General features: G+C 65.1%; 20 protein-coding genes. 7 read left to right on the top strand and 13 right to left on the bottom strand.

What is annotated here, in order from left to right:
• Positions 1-3 precede the first annotated feature (3 nt).
• The 7 genes from benD to ACEN9F_RS06660 are packed head-to-tail and all read right to left on the bottom strand — an operon-like array spanning position 4 to position 6,084.
• Complete coding sequence (benD, locus tag ACEN9F_RS06630) at positions 4-801, bottom strand: benzoate diol dehydrogenase BenD (RefSeq protein ID WP_413419048.1); 798 nt, start codon at positions 799-801, stop codon at positions 4-6.
• Positions 798-1,823, bottom strand: coding sequence for a benzoate 1,2-dioxygenase electron transfer component BenC (gene benC, locus ACEN9F_RS06635; protein WP_413419050.1), 1,026 nt, complete (start codon positions 1,821-1,823; stop codon positions 798-800). The genes benD and benC overlap by 4 nt, the downstream gene beginning before the upstream one ends.
• Positions 1,824-1,848: 25 nt before the next feature.
• Entirely contained in the window at positions 1,849-2,340 is a 492-nt protein-coding gene (benB, locus tag ACEN9F_RS06640) for a benzoate 1,2-dioxygenase small subunit (RefSeq protein WP_413419052.1), read from the bottom strand.
• Complete coding sequence (gene benA, locus ACEN9F_RS06645) at positions 2,337-3,710, bottom strand: benzoate 1,2-dioxygenase large subunit (protein ID WP_413419054.1); 1,374 nt, start codon at positions 3,708-3,710, stop codon at positions 2,337-2,339. Before benA ends, benB begins: the two co-directional genes overlap by 4 nt.
• Positions 3,711-3,724: 14 nt before the next feature.
• On the bottom strand, positions 3,725-4,645 hold the full coding sequence (gene catA / locus ACEN9F_RS06650) for a catechol 1,2-dioxygenase (protein WP_413419056.1): 921 nt from the start codon (positions 4,643-4,645) through the stop codon (positions 3,725-3,727).
• A 25-nt stretch (positions 4,646-4,670) separates the two neighbouring features.
• Entirely contained in the window at positions 4,671-4,961 is a 291-nt protein-coding gene (gene catC / locus ACEN9F_RS06655; RefSeq protein WP_413419058.1) for a muconolactone Delta-isomerase, read from the bottom strand.
• Between the two features lie 13 nt (positions 4,962-4,974).
• A complete protein-coding gene (locus ACEN9F_RS06660) occupies positions 4,975-6,084 on the bottom strand; it encodes a muconate/chloromuconate family cycloisomerase (protein WP_413419060.1) in 1,110 nt (369 codons plus the stop codon).
• A 101-nt stretch (positions 6,085-6,185) separates the two neighbouring features.
• On the opposite strand from ACEN9F_RS06660, the gene ACEN9F_RS06665 reads away from it, so the two are divergent.
• The gene (locus ACEN9F_RS06665) at positions 6,186-7,100 is read left to right on the top strand and encodes a LysR substrate-binding domain-containing protein (protein WP_413419062.1); all 915 of its coding nucleotides are present in this window, start codon (positions 6,186-6,188) and stop codon (positions 7,098-7,100) included.
• 6 nt (positions 7,101-7,106) lie between these two features.
• On the opposite strand, the gene ACEN9F_RS06670 is transcribed toward ACEN9F_RS06665, so the two are convergent.
• On the bottom strand, positions 7,107-7,844 hold the full coding sequence (locus ACEN9F_RS06670) for a GntR family transcriptional regulator (RefSeq protein ID WP_413419064.1): 738 nt from the start codon (positions 7,842-7,844) through the stop codon (positions 7,107-7,109).
• A gap of 109 nt (positions 7,845-7,953) precedes the next feature.
• Here ACEN9F_RS06670 and ACEN9F_RS06675 point away from each other — a divergent pair, with 109 nt between their 5' ends.
• From ACEN9F_RS06675 to ACEN9F_RS06700, 6 genes are all read left to right on the top strand, one after another.
• Positions 7,954-8,775 carry an ABC transporter ATP-binding protein gene (locus ACEN9F_RS06675; protein WP_413419066.1) on the top strand — a complete coding sequence of 274 codons (822 nt, stop codon included), beginning with the start codon at positions 7,954-7,956 and terminating at the stop codon, positions 8,773-8,775.
• A 22-nt stretch (positions 8,776-8,797) separates the two neighbouring features.
• Complete coding sequence (locus ACEN9F_RS06680; RefSeq protein WP_413419068.1) at positions 8,798-9,790, top strand: ABC transporter substrate-binding protein; 993 nt, start codon at positions 8,798-8,800, stop codon at positions 9,788-9,790.
• Positions 9,790-10,539, top strand: coding sequence for an ABC transporter permease (locus tag ACEN9F_RS06685; protein ID WP_413419070.1), 750 nt, complete (start codon positions 9,790-9,792; stop codon positions 10,537-10,539). The genes ACEN9F_RS06680 and ACEN9F_RS06685 overlap by 1 nt, the downstream gene beginning before the upstream one ends.
• A gap of 27 nt (positions 10,540-10,566) precedes the next feature.
• Positions 10,567-12,939 (top strand): hypothetical protein, encoded by a 2,373-nt coding sequence (locus ACEN9F_RS06690; protein WP_413419072.1) that lies wholly within the window; start codon positions 10,567-10,569, stop codon positions 12,937-12,939.
• A gap of 104 nt (positions 12,940-13,043) precedes the next feature.
• The gene (locus ACEN9F_RS06695; protein ID WP_413419074.1) at positions 13,044-14,747 is read left to right on the top strand and encodes an alkaline phosphatase family protein; all 1,704 of its coding nucleotides are present in this window, start codon (positions 13,044-13,046) and stop codon (positions 14,745-14,747) included.
• An 88-nt stretch (positions 14,748-14,835) separates the two neighbouring features.
• Positions 14,836-16,005: an MFS transporter gene (locus tag ACEN9F_RS06700; protein WP_413419076.1), complete on the top strand. Its 1,170-nt coding sequence runs from the start codon at positions 14,836-14,838 to the stop codon at positions 16,003-16,005.
• 3 nt (positions 16,006-16,008) lie between these two features.
• Here ACEN9F_RS06700 and ACEN9F_RS06705 read toward each other — a convergent pair whose 3' ends face one another.
• The 5 genes from ACEN9F_RS06705 to xylF form a co-directional block, all read right to left on the bottom strand.
• Positions 16,009-16,377, bottom strand: a complete 369-nt coding sequence (locus ACEN9F_RS06705) for a response regulator (protein WP_413419078.1) — start codon at positions 16,375-16,377, stop codon at positions 16,009-16,011.
• 83 nt (positions 16,378-16,460) lie between these two features.
• Positions 16,461-18,845, bottom strand: coding sequence for a glycoside hydrolase family 3 N-terminal domain-containing protein (locus ACEN9F_RS06710; RefSeq protein ID WP_413419080.1), 2,385 nt, complete (start codon positions 18,843-18,845; stop codon positions 16,461-16,463).
• 28 nt (positions 18,846-18,873) lie between these two features.
• The gene (locus tag ACEN9F_RS06715; RefSeq protein WP_413419082.1) at positions 18,874-20,016 is read right to left on the bottom strand and encodes a sugar ABC transporter permease; all 1,143 of its coding nucleotides are present in this window, start codon (positions 20,014-20,016) and stop codon (positions 18,874-18,876) included.
• Between the two features lie 18 nt (positions 20,017-20,034).
• Positions 20,035-21,558 carry a D-xylose ABC transporter ATP-binding protein gene (gene xylG / locus ACEN9F_RS06720; protein WP_413419084.1) on the bottom strand — a complete coding sequence of 508 codons (1,524 nt, stop codon included), beginning with the start codon at positions 21,556-21,558 and terminating at the stop codon, positions 20,035-20,037.
• 9 nt (positions 21,559-21,567) lie between these two features.
• Positions 21,568-22,569 carry a D-xylose ABC transporter substrate-binding protein gene (gene xylF / locus ACEN9F_RS06725; protein WP_413419086.1) on the bottom strand — a complete coding sequence of 334 codons (1,002 nt, stop codon included), beginning with the start codon at positions 22,567-22,569 and terminating at the stop codon, positions 21,568-21,570.
• Positions 22,570-22,600: the final 31 nt, after the last annotated feature.

Raw genomic sequence — 22,600 nt, forward strand, 5'->3', positions numbered from 1 at the left:
AGTCTATCCCTGGTCTCCGCCGCCGACCGGCAGCACCGTACCCGTAATATACGACGCTTCGCTGGATGCCAGGAACAAAATCGCGTTGACCTGCTCCGCGATCGAGCCATAGCGGTGCATCCAGCTGCTGGCGATGGTCTGGTCGACGATGCCCTTGTACCAGCTCTGTTCCTGCTCGCTGAGCGGCTGCGGATTGCGCGGCACCTTGCGCGGCGGCGCTTCCGTGCCGCCGGTGGCCACGGCGTTGACGCGGATGCCGTCCTGCGCATGTTCCATCGCCAGGCTGGCCGTCATCGCGTTGACGCCGCCCTTGGAAGCCGAATACGGCACGCGGTAAATGCCGCTGGTGGCGATCGACGAGACGTTGACGATCGCACCCTGCCTGCGCTCGATCATATGCGGCAGCACGGCGCGGCAGCACCACATGGTCGGGAACAGCGAGCGACGTATCTCGGCCTCGATCTGCTCCGGGTTGTATTCCTGAAAGGGCTTGGCCCAGATGGTGCCGCCGACGTTATTGACCAGCACATCGACACGGCCGAATGACGCCAGCGCGGTGCTCACCGCCTGCTCGGCGCCGGCCCAGGTCTCCAGGTCGGCGCTGACGGCGATCGCCTTCGCACCGGCCTTGCGCACCTCGGCGAGTACTTCCTCGATCAGGTGCGAGCGATCGACCAACACCAGCTGGCCACCCTCTTCCGCCACCGCCAGCGCGACGCCGCGGCCGATGCCCTGCGCCGCGCCGGTGACGATGACGACCTGCCCTGCAAAACGCTGCGCGCGGGTCTGATTCCGATTCATGCCGCCACCTCGCTGCTGGCCGAGAATTTTTCAAAATAGAAGTTCGCCGGTGTCACGCCGCATTCCGCCAGCCAGCGCTTGACCGCGTCCACCATCGGTACCGGGCCGCACAGGTAGACATCGACATCGCCGCCGTTGAGCCATTCGCCGTCCACATGCTGGGTAACGTAGCCCTTGCGCGGATGGGCGCTGCCGTCGGACGCCACGCAGGTACGGTAGCTGAACTGCGGGTGCGCGGCGGCGATGCGCTCCAGCGCTTCCAGCTCGACCAGATCGACATCGTTGGTCACGCCGAACACCATGCGCACCGGTTGGCTGAAACCCTGCGCGGCCAGCACCGCCAGCATCGACAGGAACGGCGCGATGCCGGTACCGCCCGCCAGCAGCAGCAAGGGCCGCTGTACGTCGCGCAGGTAGAAGCTGCCGTAAGGCCCCGAGAAGCTGATCGCCTGCCCGGCCTGCGCCTGCTGCGACAGGAAGCTGCTCATCAAGCCGTTCGGCACGTTGCGCACGACGAAATCGACCTGCTTGCCACCCGGCGGGGAACTGAACGAATAGGAGCGCGTCAGCGAGGTGCCCGGCACGTCGACATTGACGTACTGGCCGGACAGGAACTCCAGCTGCGCGGCCGCATCCAGCTCGATCGAGAAGCCGATGGTGGTGCTGGAGAGCTGGCGCACCCGGCCCAGGTTGCCGGTATAGCGCGACACGCCGGTCTTGCATGCCTTGGAGGTGGCGGGTATCTTGACCACGCAATCGGAGGTCGGTTTCATCTGGCAGGCCAGCACATGGCCCTTGGCCGCATCGGCCGGGTCCAATGCGTCCTCGATGTAGCTCGATTCCGGCATGTCGTAGCGGCCCGACTCGCAGAAGCCGCGGCAAGTGCCGCAGGCGCCGTCGCGGCAGTCCAGCGGGATATTGACCTTCTGGCGGTAGGCCGCGTCGGCCAGCTTTTCATTCTCATTGCATGAGATGAAGCGGGTCACCCCGTCTTCGAATTGAAGGGCGATGTTGTAGCTCATCGTCGTGTCTCCTGCTTGTGGTGGATTACAGGTGATAGATGTCGATTACCTGGTTGATGTAATCGTTCTTGAGCACCACGTACTTGTTAAGGATCAGCGGGCGCTCGCCGGAAAAATCGATGACGTAGCGCGACATGCCGAAGTAGCTGAAATTCGCCTTGTAGCGGTGGCTCAGCGTGTGCCAGTTGAAGCGCACCGTGTAGCGCTGCCCTTCGACGCTTTCGATTTCCACGTTGGCGATGTTGTGGCTGGTACGGGTGTCCGGCATCGTCGCGCTGGAACGCTCGGTCTTGATGCGGAACACGCGGTCTTCCAGTCCCTGGCGGGTCGGGTAGTAGATCAGCGAGATCTCGCGCTGCGGATCGGTGATCAGCTGATCGTCGTCGTCCCATGACGGCATCCAGAACTGGGCGTCCGGGTGGTAGCACTCCAGCCACTCGTCCCACTGTTCGTCGTCCAGCAGCCGGCTTTCGCGATAGAGGAAGGCGCAGATATCGTTTATGCCTGGATTGCTCATGCCGCCGCTCCTTCGGTCTTGATGGCCTGCTTCATCACGTCCAGCCAATAACGGTGCTGGATGGTGTAGAGGCCTTCGTCCTCGGTCTTGACGCCGCTCATCACCGGATTGAGGCCGATCTCGCGCGCGGCGGCGTCGGCGCCCTGTACCCAGTGGGTCGAGCCGCGGCACATGTCGTTCCACTCCAGCGCGATGCCGTTATAGCCCTGCTGGCAGGCACGGAACTCTTCCAGGTCGTCCGGCGTCGCCATACCGCTGACGTTGAAGAAGTCTTCATACTGGCGGATGCGGCGGGCGCGCGCCTCGTCGGATTCGCCTTTCGGTGCGATGCAGTAGATCGTCACTTCGGTCTTGTCGACCGAGATCGGGCGCAACAAGCGGATCTGCGAGCCGAATTGGTCCATCAGGTAGACGTTCGGATACAGGCACAGGTTGCGCGACCGGCCGATCATCCAGTCCGCAGTGGCGCCGCCGAACTGCGACGCATACTCGTCGCGGCGCGGATAGTTGGGCCGGTCCTGCGGATTGGCCCACTGGGTCCACAGCAGCAGGTGGCCATGCTCGAAGGCGTAGAAACCGCCGCCCTGCTTGCCCCACTTGCCTGCATCCATGGCGCGAATATTGTCCGGCCGCGCAGCTGCTTCCTGTTCCTTGCGGTGGTTGGTGGTGGCCGCGTAGTTCCAGTGCACCGCCGAGACGTGGTAGCCGTCGGCGCCGTTCTCCGCCTGCAGCTTCCAGTTGCCTTCGAAAGTGTAGGTGGACGAGCCTCGCAGCACTTCCAGGCCGTCGGCCGACTGATTGACGATCATGTCGATGATCTTGCCGGCCTCGCCGAGGAATTCCGGCAGTGGCAGCACGTCCTCGTTCAGGCTGCCGAACAGGAAGCCCTTGTAGTTCTCGAAACGCACCACCTTCTTCAAGTCGTGCGAGCCTTCCTTGTTGAAGCACTCCGGATAGCCCGCGTCCTCGGGGTCCTTCACCTTCAGCAGCTTGCCGCTGTTGTTGAAGGTCCAGCCGTGGAACGGGCAGGTGTAGGTCGCCTTGTTGCCGCGCTTGTGGCGGCACAGCTGCGCGCCGCGATGGGTGCAGGCGTTGATGAAGGCGTTCAGTTCCCCCTGGCGGTTACGGGCGATGAAGATCGGCTGGCGGCCGATATGCGTCGTGTAGTAATCGTTGTTGTTCGGGATCTGGCTTTCGTGGGCCAGGTAGATCCAGTTGCCCTCGAAGATATGCTTCATCTCCAGCTCGAACAGTGCGGGGTCGGTGAAGGCGCTGCGATGCAGGCGGTAGTCGCCCTTCTCGTGGTCTTCAACCAGGTAGTGGTCCAGGTTTTTCAATCCGGACGATTTGACGGCGTGAATCGGGATCATGGCGCACCTCTTCTTTATGCTGCGGCGCGCACGCGCTCTACTTCGGCCGCCGGTGCCGCCTGGCGTTCCGCATACAGGCGGAAGTCGAAGTCGATCTCGGAGTAAGGCTTATCCAGGCCCTTGGCCTTGATCGCGGCCGTATCGGTGATCTTGTTCACCGCCGGCACCAGGCCTTCGCGGCTGGCGAAGGCAAAGTCGTCCCACAGGAACTCGTCGCCGTCGATATTGATCTGCGTGGTCAACTTGCGCTGGCCTTCGGCGCTGATGAAGAAGTGGATGTGCGCCGGGCGATGGCCATGGCGGCCCAGCTGGTCCAGCAGGCGCTGGGTGGTGCCGTCCGGCGGGCAGCTGTAGCCGACCGGCAGGATGCTGCGGAACTGGTAGCGGCCTTCGCCGTCGGCGATGATGGTGCGGCGCAGGTTGAATGGCGTCTGCGTCTGGTCGAAGAAGGAATAGCCGCCCATCAGGTTGCAGTGCCAGACCTCGACCTTGGCGCCGGCAACCGGGTTGCCCTGCTCGTCGCGCACCGTGCCCTGCATGAACAGGACTTCGGCCTTGTCGCTTTCGCTGCCGTCGTCGAGGCGGGCGAAGCCCTTGCTTTCCGGCGCGCCGGCCACGTACAGCGGGCCCTCGATGGTGCGCGGCGTACCGCCCACCAGGCCGGCCTTGGCTTCCGCTTCGTCGGCGCGGATGTCGAGGAAGCGCTCCAGGCCCAGGCCCGGCGCCAGCAGGCCGAGCTCATTGCGCACGCCGGCTTCGCGCAGGTATTCCAGGCCGCTCCAGAATTCGGTCGCCTGGATGTCCAGGTCCTCGATGGTTTTGCACAGCGCGCTCACCAGGCCGAACACCACTTCCTGCACGCGCGGGTTGACCGGGCCGGTGGCGGTGTCGATGATCCAGCTCTTTACCAGGGTGTCGATTTCGTTATGGGTCATGCTAGTCTCCTTTTGGGGGTAATGATTAAGCGTCGTTTTCGTGGATAGACGACGGGTGCCGGCACATCGGCATTACTTCGATCTTCATGTATGGGAACAGCGGCAGCGACATCAGCAGCGCATGCAGCTCCTCGACGCTTTCGACGTCGAACATGCTGACGTTGGCGTACTGGCCGGCGATGCGCCACAGGTGGCGCCACTTGCCGCTGCGCTGCAGGCTTTGCGCCAGCTCGCGTTCATTCTTCTTGAGTTCGTCGGCTTGCTCTGCCGGCATGGCCGGCGGCAGCTGAACATCCATCCTGACGTGGAACAGCATGTGAAGTCTCCTCTTATTTGCGGCGCAGGTGATTGAGTTTGTCCATGTCGACTTCGACGCCGAGGCCAGGGCCGGTCGGCACCTGCAGCATGAAGTCCTTGTAGACCAGCGGCGTGCGCAGCACTTCCTGCGTCAGCAGCAGCGGGCCAAACAGCTCGGTGCCGGCCGACAGGTCGCCGAAGGTCGAGAACAGATGTGCCGATGCCGCCGTGCCGACGCCGCCCTCCAGCATGGTGCCGCCGTACAGGCTGACGCCGGACAGCTGGGCCACCGTGGCCACCTGCGCCGCCGGGATCAAGCCGCCGGACTGCGTGATCTTGACCGCGAACACATCGGCCGCCGACGCATTGGCGATCGCCAGCGCATCCTGCGGGCCGTGCAGCGCCTCGTCGGCCATGATCGAGACGGCGTAGCGCTGCGCCAGCCGCGCCATCGCCGCCGTGTTCCCGGCGCTGACCGGCTGCTCGATCAGATCGACGCCGCCCGCCTCCAGCGCGGCGATGCCCTGCACCGCTTCCAGCTCGCTCCAGGCCTGGTTGACGTCGACCCGCACGCTGACTGCGTCGCCCAGCGCTTTTTTAATCGCCAGCACGTGGGCCACATCCTCGGCCACGGCGCGCGCGCCGATCTTCAACTTGAAGATACGGTGGCGACGCAGCTCCAGCATCATCTGCGCCTCGGCGATGTCCTTGGCGGTGTCGCCGCTGGCCAGCGTCCAGGCCACCGGCAGCGCGTCGCGCACGCGGCCGCCCAGCAGCTCGCTCAGCGGGACGCCGAGGCGGCGCGCCTGCGCATCCAGCAGCGCGGTCTCGATCGCGCACTTGGCGAAGCGGTTGCCCTGGATGATCTTGCGGATCTTCGCCATCGCCTTCGCCACCTGGCTCGCTTCCATGCCGATCAACAGCGGCGCGATGTGGGTGTCGATATTGACCTTGATGCTGTCCGGGCTCTCTTCGCCGTAATTCAGGCCGCCGATGGTGGTGGCCTCGCCCCAGCCCTCGATGCCGTCTGCGCACTGCACACGGACCAGCACCAGCGTTTGCGTGTTCATCGTCGCTACCGACAGCTTGTGCGGACGGATGGTCGGCACGTCGGCGAGGATGACTTCTATGTTCGTGATCATATTTAATTTGTATAATGGGTCGGGATGAATACACAATATGCCGTTCAAACAGGGTCGTCCAACACTGAGTTGGTATGGCCTCGATACTTAATAGGTATGATATGGAACTGCGCCACCTGCGTTACTTCGTAGCTGTTGCCGAAGAGAAAAACTTTACCCGGGCCGCCAAACGCCTGTTCATCGCCCAGCCGCCGCTGAGCCGCCAGATCCAGCAACTGGAGGAGGAACTGGGCGTCGAACTGATCGAAAAGGGATCGCGGCCGCTGCGGCTGACCGAGGCCGGGCGCTTTTTTCACGCGCACGCGCAGGAGTTGCTGGCCAAGGCGGCGGAGCTGAAGAGCATGACGCAGCGGGTCGGCAAGATAGACCGCACGCTGTCGATCGGCTTTGTCGCGTCGACGCTGTATGGCCTGCTGCCGGACATCGTGCGCCACTTTCGCGAGCAGTACCCGATGGTGGAAGTGACCTTCCACGAGATGACCACCATGCAGCAGTTGAAGGCCTTGAAGGAAGGCGTGATCGACGTCGGCTTCGGCCGCGTCAAGAGCGAGGATCCGAACATCCGCCGCATCGTGCTGCGCGAGGAGCGGCTGATCGTGGCGCTGCCGGTCGGCCATCCGCTGGCGGCGTCGGGCAACGCGCTCGGCCTGGTCGACCTGCTGATGGAAACGCTGATCGTCTATCCAAAGGCGCCGCGCCCCAGCTTTGCCGACCAGGTGCTGGCGGTGTTCAGCGACCGCGCCATCATGCCGCACAAGATCATGGAGGTGCGCGAGCTGCAGATCGCCATCGGCCTGGTGGCGGCCGGCGAAGGCGTGGCCGTGGTGCCGGACAGCGTGCAGGGCATGAAGCGCAACAACGTCGCCTACCGCGCCCTCACCGACCGCAATGCGGTATCGCCGGTGATGTTCAGCGTCCGCAAGATGGATACGTCGGAAGAACTGAAGAACATGCTGGCGACGATCTACGACATCTACGACAGCAACGGCATCTCCTACGTGCGCGAGACGCTGTAGGCCGGTCTATCCGCCGGCCGGTGCGAAGGAGGTCTTGATCGAGAACTCGTATCGCTCGGGACGGATGTAGAACTGCGACCTGTCGCAGCATGCGCCGTCCGCAAAATAGGAGCTGCGCGCCATTACCAGCAATGGCGCGCCCAGCTCCACCTTCAACGCCATCGCCAGCGCGGCATCGGCCAGCCCGACCTTGATCGCCAGGTCGGCGCGCGCCACATCCTGGCCGGTCAGCTCGCGCAGGATCGCGTAGGCAGGCTGGCGCTCCATGCGCCCCCAGTCGGCTTCCCCCATCAATAACGGCAGATAGTTGCGGCCCACCGCCAGCGGCTCGCCGTCCACCAGGTGCAGGCGCTCCAGCCGCAGGCAACTTCCCTGCTCGTCGCCCATGAGACTCGGCGCGCCGCCTGGCGCGTCGACGATCTCGCGCGACAGCAGCCGCATCTCGGCCTTCAAGCCTTGCAGCAGCAGCGATTCGTGGAAGCTGCGCAGGTGATCCAGTCCGTGACGCAGCTGCTTGCCGGTCGCATAAGTTCCCTTGCCCTGCTTGCGCTCGACCGCGCCGTCTGCCTCCAGCCGGTCCAACGCCAACCGCACCGTCACGCGGCTGACCCCGAAGCGCTCGCATAGCGCCGCTTCGGACGGCAGCTTGCCGCTTGGCTCAAAGCTGCCTTGTTTGATTTCCTCGCCGAGCAGCGAGGCGATTTGTGCGTACAGCGAAGCGATGTTTTCTCGTATCAGGTGCATGGTGGCCGAATCACAGAACAGATAAGCAAATGCGGAAATGTCAGTTCTTACAACTTGTATTAAAACGTATTATCACCTCTATGCTGAAAAAAAACAGGGATTTCCGACCATGACGAACAATAAAATTCCACCCCTCCCCGCGCTGCCGCAGCCGCCTGCCGCGCACGCGGCCGCACTGTCGCTGGACGGCGTGTCGTTCGCGTGGCCGGGCGGCCAGCAAGTGTTCAGCGACCTGTCGCTGCAAGTGCGCGCCGGCGAATTCGTCGCCATCCTCGGCCCTTCCGGCTGCGGCAAATCCACGCTGCTTAACCTGCTGTCCGGATTCCAGCAGCCGGCCGCCGGCGGCATTCGCATCAACGGCAACGCGGTGCGGCCCGAGATGCCGGAACTGGGCTACGTCTTCCAGTCGCCCAACCTGTTCCCCTGGCTTAGCGCGCTCGATAACGTGCGCTTCGGCCTGCGCATGGAACAGCGGCTGACGCCGGCCGAACAGATCGAGCGGGCGCAATCCTACCTGGCGCTGGTCGGCCTGGCGGACGCCGGGAACAAGCTGCCGCACCAGCTGTCCGGCGGTATGCAGCAGCGCGTATCGCTGGCGCGCACGCTGGTGCTGGAGCCCAGCGTGCTGCTGATGGACGAACCGTTCGCCGCGCTCGACGCCATCAGCCGCAACACCATGAACGAAGAGACACTGCGGCTGTGGTCCAAGCTGGGGCAGACCACCATCTTCATCACGCACGACATCGACGAGGCGGTGTTCCTGGCCGACCGCGTCGTGGTGCTCGACCCGGCGCCGGGCGGCATCCGCGGCATCGTCGATATCGATCTTCCCCGTCCGCGCAGCCTGGCCGCCACCCGCCGCCTGCCGCGCTTCGCCGACTACCGCAACGACCTAATGGACCAGATCACGCTGGCCACGCAGTCCGCCTGAACCACTTGAATACGGAGCTTACATGCGCAACAAACTAGCATCCGCCCTGCTGCTGGGCACCCTGTCTTTTTCCGCACTGCTGGCGCGGGCCGCCGAACCGCTGCGGGTGGGCTGGGTGTACGCGATGGCCAATGCGCCGGCCATCGTCGCCGAGCAGCAAGGCCTGTTCGCGGCGGAAGGCCTGAAGGTCGAACTCAAGTCCTTCGGCGACGGCCCGCTGCTGCAACAGGCCGTGGCGGCCGGCGAGATCGACGTCGCCTACGTCGGCGCGCCGCCGGTGTACCAGTGGTTCTCGCGCGGGCTGGAAGGCAAGATACTGGCCAAGGTCAATTACGGCCAGGCCGCCGTCATCGCATCGAACGACGTACCGGGACAAACCGTGACCGACCTGCGCGGCAAGAAGCTGGCCGGCGTCGCCAAAGGCAGCGGCATGGACGTCCTGCTGCGCGGCTACGTGCTGAAAGAGCACGCCAAGCTCGATCCGGAGCGCGACATCTCCATCGTCGCCATGCCGCCGGCGAACATGAACGCGGCGCTGGACCGCCATGTGGTCGACGCTGCGTTTTCGTGGGAACCGTTCGTCAGCGAGGCGCTGCTGCGCGGCGGCTCGCACCTGGTGCTGGACGTGAACAAGGTGCTGCCCAACTATCCATGGTACGTCGTCATGGCTGTGCCGAAGACGCTGCGCGAGCGGCCGGACGATGTCGTCAAGCTGCTGCGCGCGCACAGCAAGGCGGTCATCTTCCTGAATGAGCATCCGGATGCGGCCAACCGCATCATCGTCGACGCCTTCAAGATCGCCCCCGTCCAGACGGTGGACGGCAAGACCGTGGCGCCGGACGCCGTGGTCAAGGAAGCCCGCAAGCGCCTGGGCTGGTCGGCGAAACTGGAAACGGCCGACCAGCAATTCATCCAGCGGCTGATGGACTACTCGCTGTCGCTGGGCTTCATCAACAAGCCGCTCAAGGTCGAACAACTGGTCGACCTGAGCTGGCAGCGCCGCGCGGTGCCGTGATGCGCCTGCCGTCGCCATCGTGGAGCTGGGCCTCGCTGCCCTTCCTGCTGCTGGCGTGGAGCCTGGTCGCCAGCCGCTTCCCCAGCTACATCCTGCCGCAGCCGTGGGACGTGATGGCCGAGGCGCTGCGCTGGATACGCGACGGCAGCCTGGGACCGCACCTGCTTTCCAGCCTGCTGGAGGAACTGGGCGGCTTCGGCGCCGCCATCGTGGCCGCCTTGCTGCTCGGCGTGAGCGCCGGCGTCTCGCCGCGCTTCCGCGCCTTCGTCGCCCCGCTCAACAGCCTGTTCATGGCGATTCCGCCGGTGGCGTGGGCGCCGCTGACGATGATCATCTTCGGCCTGGGCTACGTCTCCATCATGGTCGTCATCATGGTGGCTGCGGCCTTCCCGATGGCCGTGACCATACAGGAAGGCGTGCTGGCGATACGCGGCGGTGAAGTGCGCGCCGCCCGCGTGCTGGGCGCCTCGCCGCTGCAGCTGCTGCGGCATGTGTACCTGCCGGCCGCATTGCCGGTGCTGACGTCGGCGCTGCGCATCGGCTTCAGCCAGGCCTGGCGCGCGCTGGTCGCCGCCGAAATGGTCGGCGCCAGCAAGGGCATAGGCTGGATGGTGTCGATGGGCGGCCAGATCGGCAACAGCAGCCAGGTCCTGCTGGGCATCGCCATCATCGGCCTGATCGCCTGGCTGATGGAGACGCTGGTGTTCCGCCGCATAGAGCGCCACTACGAAAACTGGCGCACCGCATAAATAAAGAAGACCCCAAGGAGAATAGCTTTGCCACATTTTGATCCGAAGACCGAGGCCGGCGACTACACCGCTCCCATCGGCCTGTATGAACGCAACAAGAACCTGCCCTTCCTCGGCAGCCTGTCCTGCGCCCGCACCGAACTGGTGGCCGGGGAATGGACCGAGCTGCAACTGGTCTACACCGTCGGCGGCTCCGGCCTGGCCGACGGCGCCTGGCTCAAGCTGGCCTTCAAATTCTATTCCGACTGGGCGTTGTTCCAGACCAGCGATCCCTCCGCCGCCAATTTCGTCTCGGCCGAATACCACGCCGGCGAACTGGTACCGGGCCAGAGCGCGGCCACGGTGCAGCAGCTCAAGGTACGCTTCGACCAGAAGGGCCACGAGCGCCCATTCCAGAAGGCGGTCATCATCGACATCGTCGACGGCTACCTGAATCCGGGCGACCGCATCGTCATCCGCCTGGGCGACCGGCGCCAGGGCGGCGGCGGCACGCGGGTGCAGAGCTTCGTCGAGAAGGACTTCCGCTTCCGCATGTTCATCGACCCGCTTGGCAGCTCCAAATTCGCCGAGGTCCCGGGCGACAGCCTGATCGACATCGTGCCCGGCGCGCCGGCCGGCCTGCAGATCGTGGCGCCGCGCCTGGTCGGCAACGAGGAGGCGTTCGACATCATCGTGCGCGCCGACGACGCCTGGGGCAACACCTGCCGCAACCTGCCGCTGGCCGGCACGCTGCGCCTGCACGGCCCCGAGGGCGAAGTGCGCGAGCAAACCTACACGCTGGCGGAAAGCGGGTGGGCGGTGGTGCGCGCCGCCGGCCTGCGCCTGGCGCGCAACGGCGAGTGGCGCATCGAAGCCTCGCTCGGCAACCAGCTGCTGGCGCCGGCGCGCGCCTGGATCAACGTGGAGGACAGCAACGGCGCCCTGCGCGCGCTGTACGCCGACCTGCACGTCCACTCGGACGACACCGTCGGCACCAACGACACCAGCTATAACCTGAGCTATGGCCGCGACGTCGCCGGCCTCGATGTGCTGGGCTACACCGCCAACGATTTCAATATCACGGAAGGCCGCTGGAACAAGGCGGTGGAGCTGATCCATGAGCTCAACGAGCCGGGACGCTTCGTCTGCTACCCGGGTACCGAATGGTGCGGCAACTCCAGCGCCGGCGGCGACCGCAACATCGTCTTCCTGCGCGACGGCAAACCGCGCTTCCCCTTCGACGACAAGGGCCGCCTGGTCCGCTCCTTCGAATGGAACGAGTTCACCGCCGGCACCTTGAAGCCGGGCGCATGGCCGGTCGACGAACTGTACGCCGCCTACGCCGACGATCCGGAAGGCCATTTGATGATGCCGCACATCGGCGGCCGCCGCTGCAACCTGGACTGGCACCATCCGCAGCTGGAGCGATTGATCGAAGTGGCGTCTGCCTGGGGCCAGTTCCACTGGGTGTACGCCAGCGCGCTGCAAAAGGGCTACCGCATGGGCGCCGCCGCCAATAGCGACGAGCACCAGGGCCGTTGCGGCGGCGGCGTGCCGGCCACCGCAGTCTTCGGATCGCGCGGCGGCCTGACCGGCGTGATCGCCGAACGCTTCGACCGCGAAAGCGTCGGGGTCGCATTGCGCGCACGCCGCACCTTCGCCACCACCGGGGAACGCAGCTACGCCAGCCTGCGCCTCGGCTCCCACTGGATGGGTGAAGTGCTGACCGCCGGCGCCGACGCTCAGCTGGACTACCGCCTGCTGGGAGACCAGGGCTGGGAATCGGTCACGCTGTACGACGGCGCGCGGGAAGTCTGGAGCCGCAACCTGCACCAGGAAGCCGGACTGGCGGCGGGCCGCATCCGCCTGCGCCTGGGCGGCGCGCGCGTCCACGAGCGCTATCGCGGCGCCTACTGGAGCGGCACCATCCGCGTGACCGGCGCGGTGGTGCGCGATTTCAGCGCCCATGGCCTGGATCACCCCGAGCAGACCGTATGGCGCCAGGACGCCACCACCATCGCCTTCCGCACCAGCACCAGCGGCGACACCGACAGCATCGAACTCGATCTGTCGACGCTGGCCGGGGCGCGCATCGAGGTCCATTCGCGTATCGACAGCTACATCAAGGTCGGCGACCCGCTGGAGCCGCAGGCCTACGTCCACGCGCCGGAGATCGCGCTGTCGATCGCCAGCGACGAGCTGCTGGGCGCCACTGCCGTGGAACGCAAGCTGCCGGGCGCGGAACTGAGCGTGGCGGTCGAACGCATCAGCGCCGGCCCCCTGCCGCGCGAGGTGGCCGGCGCCATCCCGCTGGCGGAGTTGAAGCTGGAGCCGGGACGCGAACATCCGCTGTTCATCACGGCGCGGCAGCGCGACCAGTCGCGGGTCTGGACCTCGGCCTTGTTCCTGACGCCGCGCTAGCCTGGCATCGGATTTTTTGTCATCGCATCGTCACACAGCTCGGGTATCATGGTCGCCACCCGCGCCATGCGGGGGCTTCCTCCACCAACCTGACACGAGCAACTATGACAAAGAACGTATCGGCAAGCCTGCCCGCGCTGCGGCTCCTGGCCACCTGTTTAGCCCTCTGCCTGGCCGCCGACTGGGCGCACGCCGCGACGCCGGCCGCCGCCGCGAGCGCCGCCGCGCAGCCCAAACTGGTGGTGGTACTGGTGGTGGACGGCCTGCCGAACGAGCAGGTGCAGCGCTATCGCGACCAGTTCGGCCAGGGCGGCCTGCGCCGCATGCTGGACCAGGGCGCGACGTTCGGCAACGCGCACCAGGCCCACGGCGTGACCGTCACCGCCATCGGCCACAGCGCCATCCTGACCGGCGCCTACCCTTATGTGCACGGCATCATCGGCAATAACTGGATCGACCCGGTCACCAAGAAATCGGTCTACTGCACCGAAGACACCAATTACACCTACATCGGCGAAGAGACCCAGCCGAGCGACGGCACCTCGCCCATGCGCCTGAAGGTCAACACGCTGGGCGATGAACTGCGCTACGCCACCGGCAGCCGCAGCAAGGTGGTCGCCATCTCCGGCAAGGACCGCGGCGCGATCCTGCTGGCGGGCAAAACCGGCGCCGCCTATATGTACATGGACAAGACCGGCAACTTCGCCAGCAGCACCTACTACATGAAGAACCATCCGGAATGGGTGCGGAAGTACCAGGCAACCAAGCCGCAGGACCGCTACTACGGCAAGAGCTGGGCGCCGCTGCTGCCGGAAGCCGCCTACGCCGCCGACGCCAGCGAAGACCTGAACGCGCCGAAGCCAGGCTCGCACAACCGTCTGCCGTTCACCTATTACAGCGAGAGCGGCGAGATCGACGCCGGCTACTACAACCTGCTGAAGACCGGTCCGTACCTGGACCAGCTGACGCTGGACTTCGCGCGCGCCGCCGTCGAAGGCGAAAACCTCGGCCGCAATCCGGCCGGCGTGCCGGACCTGCTGGGTGTCAGCCTGTCGGCGCACGACTACGTCAACCACGCCTTCGGCCCGGAGAGCAAGCTGTCGCACGACCATCTGCAGCGCCTGGACCGCATGGTGGCCGACTTCTTCAACTACCTGGACAAGCGCATCGGCATGGACAACGTGCTGGTGGTGCTGACCGCCGATCACGGTTTCCCGAATACGCCGGAGTTCGCGCAGACGCAGCACCTCGACGCCCAGCGCCTGGACGGCGCCAAGCTGATGGCCGCGCTGGACAAGCAGCTGACCGATAAATTCGGCGGCGCCAAACTGGTACAGGCCTACTCGCTGCCGAACATCCACCTGGACTACGCGCAGATCGATAAACTGGGCGTGAAACGCACCGACGTGGAAAACGCCGCCGCCAGCTTCCTGCTGGCGCAGAACGGCATCGCCGACGCCTTCACCCGCACCCAGTTCGAAAGCGGCGCGGTGCAAGGCACGCATATCGCCACGCTGATGCGCCGCGCCTGGAACCGCGAAGCCTCGGGCGACCTGATGGTGATCACCAAGCCGTTCTGGTACTTCGGCACCGGCAACAGCGGCACCTCGCACGGCTCGCCGTACGCCTACGACACCAACGTACCGCTGATGATCATGGGCAAACGCTGGATCAAGCCAGGCTACTACGGTCAGTACGCCGAAGTGGTCGACATCGCGCCGACGCTGGCCAACCTGCTGCGCGTGCGTCCGCCGGCTGGCTCCGAAGGCCGCGTGCTGGTCGAATCGCTGGTGCAGACGCCGCGCTGATCCCCCAAAGGGCTAAAGCGGGAAATCCTGAAATCTAATATAGTTAGCCTCTTTGGCTAACTGAAAGTACGACGTGAAGGATACGACGATGAAGCCCACCTGGGCACTGCTGGCCCTTGCCGTTGGCGCATTCGGCATCGGCACCACGGAGTTCGCTCCCATGGGCCTGCTGCCGGTGATCGCCACCGGCATCAACGTCTCCATCCCCAGCGCGGGGCTGCTGATCAGCGCCTACGCGCTCGGCGTCATGATCGGGGCTCCTATCATGACGCTGCTGCTGGCTCGCCTGCGCGCCAAGCATGCGCTGATCGCCCTGCTCTCCATTTTCGTCGTCGGCAACCTGCTGTCGGCGATGGCGCCCGGCTACTGGACGCTGCTCGCCTCGCGACTCGTCACCAGCCTGAATCACGGTGCCTTCTTCGGCATCGGCTCGGTGGTCGCGGCCAACCTGGTCACGCCGGACAAGCGTGCCAGCGCGGTCGCCACCATGTTCATGGGCCTGACCATCGCCAATATCGGCGGTGTGCCCGCCGCCACCTGGATCGGCCAGCAGATCGGCTGGCGCATGGCCTTCGGCGGCACCGCCGTTCTCGGCCTGCTGGCGATGGCGGCGCTGGTGCTCGCGCTGCCGCGCGGCGAAGCCGGCGCCATGCCGGACATCCGCAAGGAACTGCGCGTGCTGACCCGCCCCACCGTGCTGATGGCGATGGCCACCACGGTCATGGGCTCCGCTTCGATGTTCACCTTGTACACCTTCATCGCACCGGTGCTGACCACGCTGACCGGCGCCTCGGCGCTGTTCATCACGCTGGCCCTGATGCTGATCGGCGTCGGTTTCACCATCGGCAACGGCATCGGCGGCAAGCTGGCCGACTGGTCGCTGGACGGCGCCACCAAGATATTCCTCGGCGCGCTGGCCGTCATCATGCTGGCCTTGCCCCTGCTGTTCGCCAGCCACTGGGGCGCGCTGGTTGGCGTGGTCCTGTGGGGCGCGGCCGCATTCGCCATCGTGCCGCCGGTGCAGATCCGCGTCATGCATGCGGCGGCGGAAGCGCCGGGACTGGCCTCGTCGGTCAATGTCGGCGCCTTCAATCTGGGCAATGCGCTGGGTGCGGCGGTCGGCAGCGGCGTGATCTCGGCCGGCCTTGGCTACGCGGCGATTCCGGTCGCCGGCGCCGCGCTGGCCGCCGCCGGCCTGCTGCTGGTGTTTGCCGGCGGCGCCAGACAAGCCAGTGGCGCGCTGGCCGCAACCGAATAGGGATTAACTCAAGCTATTCAGGTACTGGTTCAGATGCTCGAAGTTCAGCGGCTTGGAGAAATGCTGTGTGAAGCCGGCGGCGACCGCCTTGCGTGCCGAGTCGCTGTCGGCGGAACCGGTCAGCGCGATGATGGGCAGGGACTGCGCGCCCGGCATGCGGCGGATCGCGCGCACCGCGCCAAAACCGTCCATCCAGGGCATGCCCAGGTCCATGATGATCGCCTTCGGCATCGCGTCACGCACCCAGTCGCAAGCCTCGTAGCCGTTGTGCGCGGCGGCCGTTTCATAGCCGTGGCACTGCAATAAGGCGGAAAGAGATTCAATCACGTCGACATTATCGTCGACCACCAGTACTTGTTGAGCGCTTGCCATGGATGCCTCACCTTTATTTAATCGGTAAGGCATCCTAGCAAGGCGGGTGCGCAGCGTATGTTCGCTAGCGCACCCTGTAGAAATCAGCTGACCATCAGCTTGGCCGACTTCAGGTTCACGCTATCCGGTCCGGCATGGATCGTGAAGCTGCCCGGCTCCACCACGCGCACCATCTCCGTGTTGTAGAACCACAGGTCGGACGGCTTGATGTCGAACGACAGCGTGCGCTTCTCGCCCGGCTGCAGCGTGACGCGCTTGAACGCCTTCAGCTCCAGCACCGGACGGGTGACGGAGCTGACGTCGTCGCGGATGTAGATCTGCACCACTTCGTCGCCCGCCACCTTGCCGGTATTGGTGACATCGACTTCCACCTTGGTCGATTCGCCGGCCGCGATGGTGGCCTTGGCCAGGCGCGGTTCGGAAATCGCGAAGGTGGTGTAGCTCAAGCCGAAGCCGAACGGATACAGCGGCTTGGTCGAACCGTCGATGTAGCCGCGGCGTGCCGACGGCTTGTGATTGTAGAACACCGGCAGCTGGCCGACGCTGCGGGCGATCGACACCGGCAGCTTGCCGCCCGGGTTGGCGCGGCCGAACAACAGGTCGGCGGCCGCGAAGCCGGTTTCCTGGCCCATGTACCAGCCTTCGATCAGCGCGTCGGCCTTCTCCGCCAACAGGTTGACCGACAGCGGACGGCCGTTCAGCAGGAACACCACGGTCGGCTTGCCGAGCGCGAAAATCGCCTTGGCCAGGTCGTTCTGCTGCCCCATCAGGTCCAGGCTTTCACGGTCGCCCAGGTGGTTGTCGGCCCAGGCTTCGCGGCTGGTCTGCTCGTTGTCGCCCAGGACCATGATGATGGTGTCGGCCGACTTGGCCGCTTCCACGGCGGCGGCGATCAGCTTGGCGTTGACTTCCGGCGGCGTGAACTTGATCTCGTCCGCGCCCCAGACGCGGGCCTCGGTGATGCGCACGCCTTCCGAATAGGACAGCGCAAAGCCCTGCGCCTTGGCTTCGGCCTGCAGGCCTTCGTAGATCGACACCACGTGGCGCGGGATGTCCGAATAGCCGCCGATCGGGCAGTCCTTGGCGTGGGTGCCGAGCAGCAGCACCTTGCCGACCTTCTTGGCGTTCAGCGGCAGCAGGCCCTTGTCGTTCTTCAGCAGCACCGGCGTGCGGGTTGCGGCCAGGCGCGCCAGCGCGACGGCGTCCGGCGTGGCGGTCAGGCGGTCGGCGATCTTGGCGTCGACGTATGGCTGCTCGAACAGGCCGGCCTGGAACTTCATCTCCAGGATGCGGCGCACCACGACATCGATCTCGCTTTCGGCGATGCGCTTTTCCTTCACCAGTTCGCCCAGCGTCTTGTAGGCCAGGCCGTCCGGGGTCTCGACATCGACGCCGGCCTTGAAGGCGCGGTAAGCGGCCTCCTTCGGCGTGGCGGCCAGCTTGTGGCGCGTGATCAGCTCATTGATGCCGAAGTAGTCGGACACCGTCAAGCCTTTGAAGCCCCACTCCTCGCGCAGTACCTTGTGCAGCAGCCAGTGGTTGGCGTGCGACGGGATGCCGCCGATCTCGTTATACGACGGCATGACGCAGCCGACGTTGGTTTCCTTGATCAGCTTTTCGAACGGCGGGAAGAACTCCTCGCGCAGCGTGCGTTCGCTGACTTCCGCAGGGCCGATGTTGGTGCCGCTCTCAGGCTGGCCGTGGCCGGTCATGTGCTTGAGCGTGACGAAGACCTTGTCCTTGGCCAGCTTCTTGTCCGTGCCGGCGAAGCCGATCACGGCCGCGCGGCCCATTTCGCCGCACAGGTACGGGTCTTCGCCGTAGGTTTCCTCAATGCGGCCCCAGCGCGGCTCACGCGCCACGTCCACCACCGGCGCCAGCGCCAGGTTGGCGCCGCGTGCGCGCATCTCGCGAGCGGCAACGCTGAAGATTTTTTGCGTCATGTCGGGGTCGAACGACGAGGCCAGGCCGATCGACTGCGGGAAGCTGGTGGCATCCGGCGCAACGTAGCCGTGCAGCGCTTCCTCATGCATGAACAGCGGGATGCCGAGGCGGGTCTGCTCGACCGCCCACTTCTGGATCGCGTTCACGTAGTTCGCGGTGTCGATCGCATTGCGATTCTTGTTGGCGCCGGTGTCGCCGGCGCCGGCGGCCTGGCCCAGCTGACGGTCCGACGGACGGCCGATCATGCCCAGGCCGTTCGGGTAGGCCTTCTGCGCCTTGGCCGCCGAGAACTCGCCCTTGGCGTCCTGCATCTCGGTCTTGGCCTGCCAGGTGCACTGCATCTGCATGACCTTCTCTTCCAGCGTCATGCGGCCCAGCAGGTCGTCGATGCGCTTGTCCACCGGCAGCGCGGCGTCCTTGTATGGCGCCTGCGCGGTGGCGGCCAGCGCCATCGACGCCGGCAGCACGGAAAGTCCGGCCAGGCCGGTCATGGAAGTAAGGAACTGCCTACGGTTGTTGGTCATGCAAAGTCTCCTTGAATTTTTTATATTTTTACCGCTTGCCTGCGCGGGTGCTGACGTCCACCCATACCGCGAGAGTCAGAATGCAGCCCTTGACGATCATCTGCCAATAGGTGTCCACGTCCAGCATCGACATGCCGTTATCCAGGCTGGCCATGACCAGCGCGCCGATCAGCGCGCCGTGCACGGTGCCCGAACCGCCGCGCATCGAGGTGCCGCCGATGAAGCAGGCCGCGATCGCATCCAGCTCGCCGGAGGTACCGGCCGACGGCGAACCGGCCGCCAGGCGAGCCGTGTTGACGATGCCCGCCAGTGCGCACATCAGGCCCATGATGCCGAAGATCCAGAGCTTGATCGACTTGACGTTGATGCCGGACAGGCGCGTCGCTTCCATATTGCTGCCGACCGAGTACACGCGGCGGCCGAACACGGTCTGCGTGGTCACGTAGCTGAAGATGCCCAGCAGCGCCAGGAGCAGCAGCACCGGCAGCGGAATGCCTTCGTAGGAATTGAAGGTGGTGACGAAAGCCGCCAGCACCGCGCCCAGCGCGACGATCTTGGCGCCGTCGCGCCAGACCGGCGCGACTTCCAGGCCGTAGGCAGCGCGGCTGCGGCGCTGCTGCCAGACCAGGTACGCGGCCACGGCGAACAGCACCACGCCCAGCGCCACGCCCAGCTGCGGCGACAGGTAGGCCTGGCCGATGTACACCAGGTCATCCGACACCGGAGCGACGGTGGTGCCGCCGGTCACGCCCAGCACGATGCCGCGATAGGCCAGCATGCCGCCCAGGCCGACGATGAAGGACGGGATGCTCAGGTAAGCCGTCAGGTAGCCGTTGAACAGGCCGATGACCAGGCCCACCGCCAGCACCACGATCAGCGTCAGCGGCAGCGGCAGGTGGTGCGTCACATCCAGCACCGCCGCGATCCCGCCCAGCAGGCCAAGCAGCGAACCGACCGAGAGGTCGATCTCGCCGGCGATGATCACCAGCGACATGCCGCAGGCGACGATGCCGGTGATGGCCATCTGGCGCATCAGGTTGGACAGGTTACGCGGCGTCATGAAGCCGCCGTCGGTGTGATAGCTGAAGAAGCCCCAGATCAAGGCCACCGCGATCAGCAGGGCCAGCATTTTGTACTGGGTGAACAGTTGTTTGATATTGTTACTTTTCATAGATGATCCAGATTAGATTCAATGCGCATCCAGCGCGGCAGCCAGCACGGTTTCCTGGCTCAGGTTGTCGTTGACGAAATCGCCGCGCAGCTTGCCCTCGCCGATCACCAGCACGCGGTCCGAGATGCCCAGCACTTCCGCCAGTTCCGACGACACCATGATGATGGACATGCCTTCCTTGGCCAGGTCGAACATCAGCTGGTAGATCTCGAACTTGGCGCCGACATCGACGCCGCGCGTCGGCTCGTCCAGGATCAGGATCTTCGGCTTGGTCATCAGCATCTTCGACAGCACCGCCTTCTGCTGGTTGCCGCCGGAGAGGCCGGTGATCGGCAGGAACGGGCTGGAGGTCTTCAGCTTGACGCTCTTGATCTCCTGGCGGATCGCCGCCAATTCCGCCTGCTGGTCGATGCGGGTGGCGCGCGCGAAGTCGTTCAGCACCGTCAGCGTCATGTTGTGGCCGACGCCCAGGTCAGGCACGATGCCATGGTGCTTGCGGTCTTCCGGCACCATCGCCAGGCCGGCGCGGATTGCCTTGAGCGGCGTGCTGGTGTCCAGCTTCTGGCCGTTGAGCCAGACGTCCGCCTCGCACGGGCCGGGATAGGCGCCGAAGATGGCCGACACCAGTTCCGTGCGCCCCGCTCCGACCAGGCCCGCGATGCCGAGGATCTCGCCCTTGCGCAGCTTGAAGGAGATGTCGTCCACGCGCTTGCGCTCGGGATTGTCGGCGTCGTAGCAGCTGATGTTGCGCGCCTCGAAAATCACCTCTCCCGGCGTATGCGTGCGCTGCGGGTACAGCTGGTTCATCTCGCGGCCGACCATCTGCGCGATGATGCGGTCGATATTCATCTCCGTCATCGGCGTGGTGGCGATGTGCTGGCCGTCGCGGATGACCACGATGGTGTCGCAGATGTCCGCCACTTCATCCAGCTTGTGCGAGATGTAGACGCAGGTGACGCCCTTGGCTTTCAGCGAATGGATGATATTCAGCAGTACCTTGATCTCGGAAGCCGTCAGCGACGACGAAGGCTCGTCCAGGATCAGCAGGCGCGCGTTCTTGTTCAGCGCCTTGGCGATCTCGATCAGCTGCTGGTGGCCGCCACCGTACTGCTTCACCGGCAGCACCACGTTGACGTCGTTGATGTTCAACTCTTTCAGCAGTTCTTCGGCGCGGCGGTTCATGGCCGCATAGTCCATGCGGCCGCCCGGCAGCGTGATCTCGTTGCCGAGGAAGATATTCTCCGCCACCGACAGCTCCGGCACCAGCATCAGTTCCTGGTGGATGATGACGATGCCTGCGGCTTCGGTTTCGCGGATCGACTGCGCCTGCAGCGGCTTGCCGTCCCACAGGATCTCGCCATCCCAGGTGCCGTGCGGGTAGACCGCCGACAGCACTTTCATCAAGGTCGACTTGCCGGCGCCGTTCTCGCCGCACAAGCCTGCGCACTCGCCGGCCTTGAGCTTGATGTCAATGCCGTTGAGCGCGCGAACACCGCTAAATTCCTTAACGATGTTCTTCATTTCAAGCAGATATTCGGCCATGCTGTTTCCTTAGTTCGACAGCTGGGCCTTGGTGTAGAAACCGTCGTCGGTCAATACATTGACGTTGGCCTTGGTCAGCGCCACAGGCGCCAGCAGCAGCGTGCTGACGTTCTTCATGCCGTTCGGGTAGCTGGCGTTGAAGCCCGGCGCCTGGTTGCGCACCAGTTGCACCGACAGGCGCGCCGCTTCGGTGGCGATCACTTTCAGCGGCTTGTAGACGGTCATGGCCTGGGTACCGGCGATCACGCGCTTGACCGCCGCCAGGTCGGCGTCCTGGCCGGACACCGGCACTTTGCCGCTCAGCTTTTGCGCGGCCAGCGCCTGGATGGCGCCGCCGGCGGTGGCGTCGTTCGATGCGACCACGGCGTCGATCTTGTTGCCGTTGGCGGTCAGCGCATTTTCCACGATGGACAACGCTTCGGAGGCGCTCCAGTCCTTGGTCCACTGCTTGCCGACGATCTTGATATCGCCCTTGTCGATCAGCGGTTGCAGCACCTTCAGCTGGCCTTCGCGCAGCACCTTGGCGTTGTTGTCGGTCGGCGCGCCGCCCAGCAGGTAGTAATTACCCTTCGGCTTGATGGCGACCAGGCTGGAAGCCTGCAGCTCGCCGACCTTGGCGTTGTCGAAGGAGATGTAGGCATCGATGTCGGCGTTGAGGATCAGGCGGTCGTAGGACACGACCTTGATCTTGGCCTTCTTCGCTTCGCGCACGGCGTTGTTCAGCACCGTGGCGTTGTAGGGAACGATCACCAGCACGTCGACGCCGCGCGAGATCAGGTTCTCGATCTGCGAGATCTGGCGCTGTTCGCTGGCGTCGGCCGACTGCACGTAGACCTTGGCGCCCAGCTTCTCCGCTTCCGCGGTGAAGTAATCGCGGTCGCGTACCCAGCGCTCAAGGCGCAGGTCGTCGATGGAAAAACCGATCTTCGGGTTCTTGGCGTCGGCCTGGGCGGCGCCGCCGCTCAGTGCCAGCATGGCGCCCAGGACTGCGGCGGCTAAGGTCTTCTTCATGATATTTGTCTCCGTTAAGAATTGATTGATT

Source organism: Duganella sp. CT11-25, from assembly GCF_047302815.1.
In the GTDB taxonomy this organism is placed as follows: domain Bacteria; phylum Pseudomonadota; class Gammaproteobacteria; order Burkholderiales; family Burkholderiaceae_D; genus Rugamonas.

Excerpts from the sequence above, each read along its gene's own strand:
- benD (WP_413419048.1), bottom strand. The coding sequence starts at position 801 with ATGAATCGGAATCAGACCCGCGCGCAGCGTTTTGCAGGGCAGGTCGTC.
- benC (WP_413419050.1), bottom strand. The coding sequence starts at position 1,823 with ATGAGCTACAACATCGCCCTTCAATTCGAAGACGGGGTGACCCGCTTC.
- benB (WP_413419052.1), bottom strand. The coding sequence starts at position 2,340 with ATGAGCAATCCAGGCATAAACGATATCTGCGCCTTCCTCTATCGCGAA.
- benA (WP_413419054.1), bottom strand. The coding sequence starts at position 3,710 with ATGATCCCGATTCACGCCGTCAAATCGTCCGGATTGAAAAACCTGGAC.
- catA (WP_413419056.1), bottom strand. The coding sequence starts at position 4,645 with ATGACCCATAACGAAATCGACACCCTGGTAAAGAGCTGGATCATCGAC.
- catC (WP_413419058.1), bottom strand. The coding sequence starts at position 4,961 with ATGCTGTTCCACGTCAGGATGGATGTTCAGCTGCCGCCGGCCATGCCG.
- ACEN9F_RS06660 (WP_413419060.1), bottom strand. The coding sequence starts at position 6,084 with ATGATCACGAACATAGAAGTCATCCTCGCCGACGTGCCGACCATCCGT.
- ACEN9F_RS06665 (WP_413419062.1), top strand. The coding sequence starts at position 6,186 with ATGGAACTGCGCCACCTGCGTTACTTCGTAGCTGTTGCCGAAGAGAAA.
- ACEN9F_RS06670 (WP_413419064.1), bottom strand. The coding sequence starts at position 7,844 with ATGCACCTGATACGAGAAAACATCGCTTCGCTGTACGCACAAATCGCC.
- ACEN9F_RS06675 (WP_413419066.1), top strand. The coding sequence starts at position 7,954 with ATGACGAACAATAAAATTCCACCCCTCCCCGCGCTGCCGCAGCCGCCT.
- ACEN9F_RS06680 (WP_413419068.1), top strand. The coding sequence starts at position 8,798 with ATGCGCAACAAACTAGCATCCGCCCTGCTGCTGGGCACCCTGTCTTTT.
- ACEN9F_RS06685 (WP_413419070.1), top strand. The coding sequence starts at position 9,790 with ATGCGCCTGCCGTCGCCATCGTGGAGCTGGGCCTCGCTGCCCTTCCTG.
- ACEN9F_RS06695 (WP_413419074.1), top strand. The coding sequence starts at position 13,044 with ATGACAAAGAACGTATCGGCAAGCCTGCCCGCGCTGCGGCTCCTGGCC.
- ACEN9F_RS06700 (WP_413419076.1), top strand. The coding sequence starts at position 14,836 with ATGAAGCCCACCTGGGCACTGCTGGCCCTTGCCGTTGGCGCATTCGGC.
- ACEN9F_RS06705 (WP_413419078.1), bottom strand. The coding sequence starts at position 16,377 with ATGGCAAGCGCTCAACAAGTACTGGTGGTCGACGATAATGTCGACGTG.
- ACEN9F_RS06710 (WP_413419080.1), bottom strand. The coding sequence starts at position 18,845 with ATGACCAACAACCGTAGGCAGTTCCTTACTTCCATGACCGGCCTGGCC.
- ACEN9F_RS06715 (WP_413419082.1), bottom strand. The coding sequence starts at position 20,016 with ATGAAAAGTAACAATATCAAACAACTGTTCACCCAGTACAAAATGCTG.
- xylG (WP_413419084.1), bottom strand. The coding sequence starts at position 21,558 with ATGGCCGAATATCTGCTTGAAATGAAGAACATCGTTAAGGAATTTAGC.
- xylF (WP_413419086.1), bottom strand. The coding sequence starts at position 22,569 with ATGAAGAAGACCTTAGCCGCCGCAGTCCTGGGCGCCATGCTGGCACTG.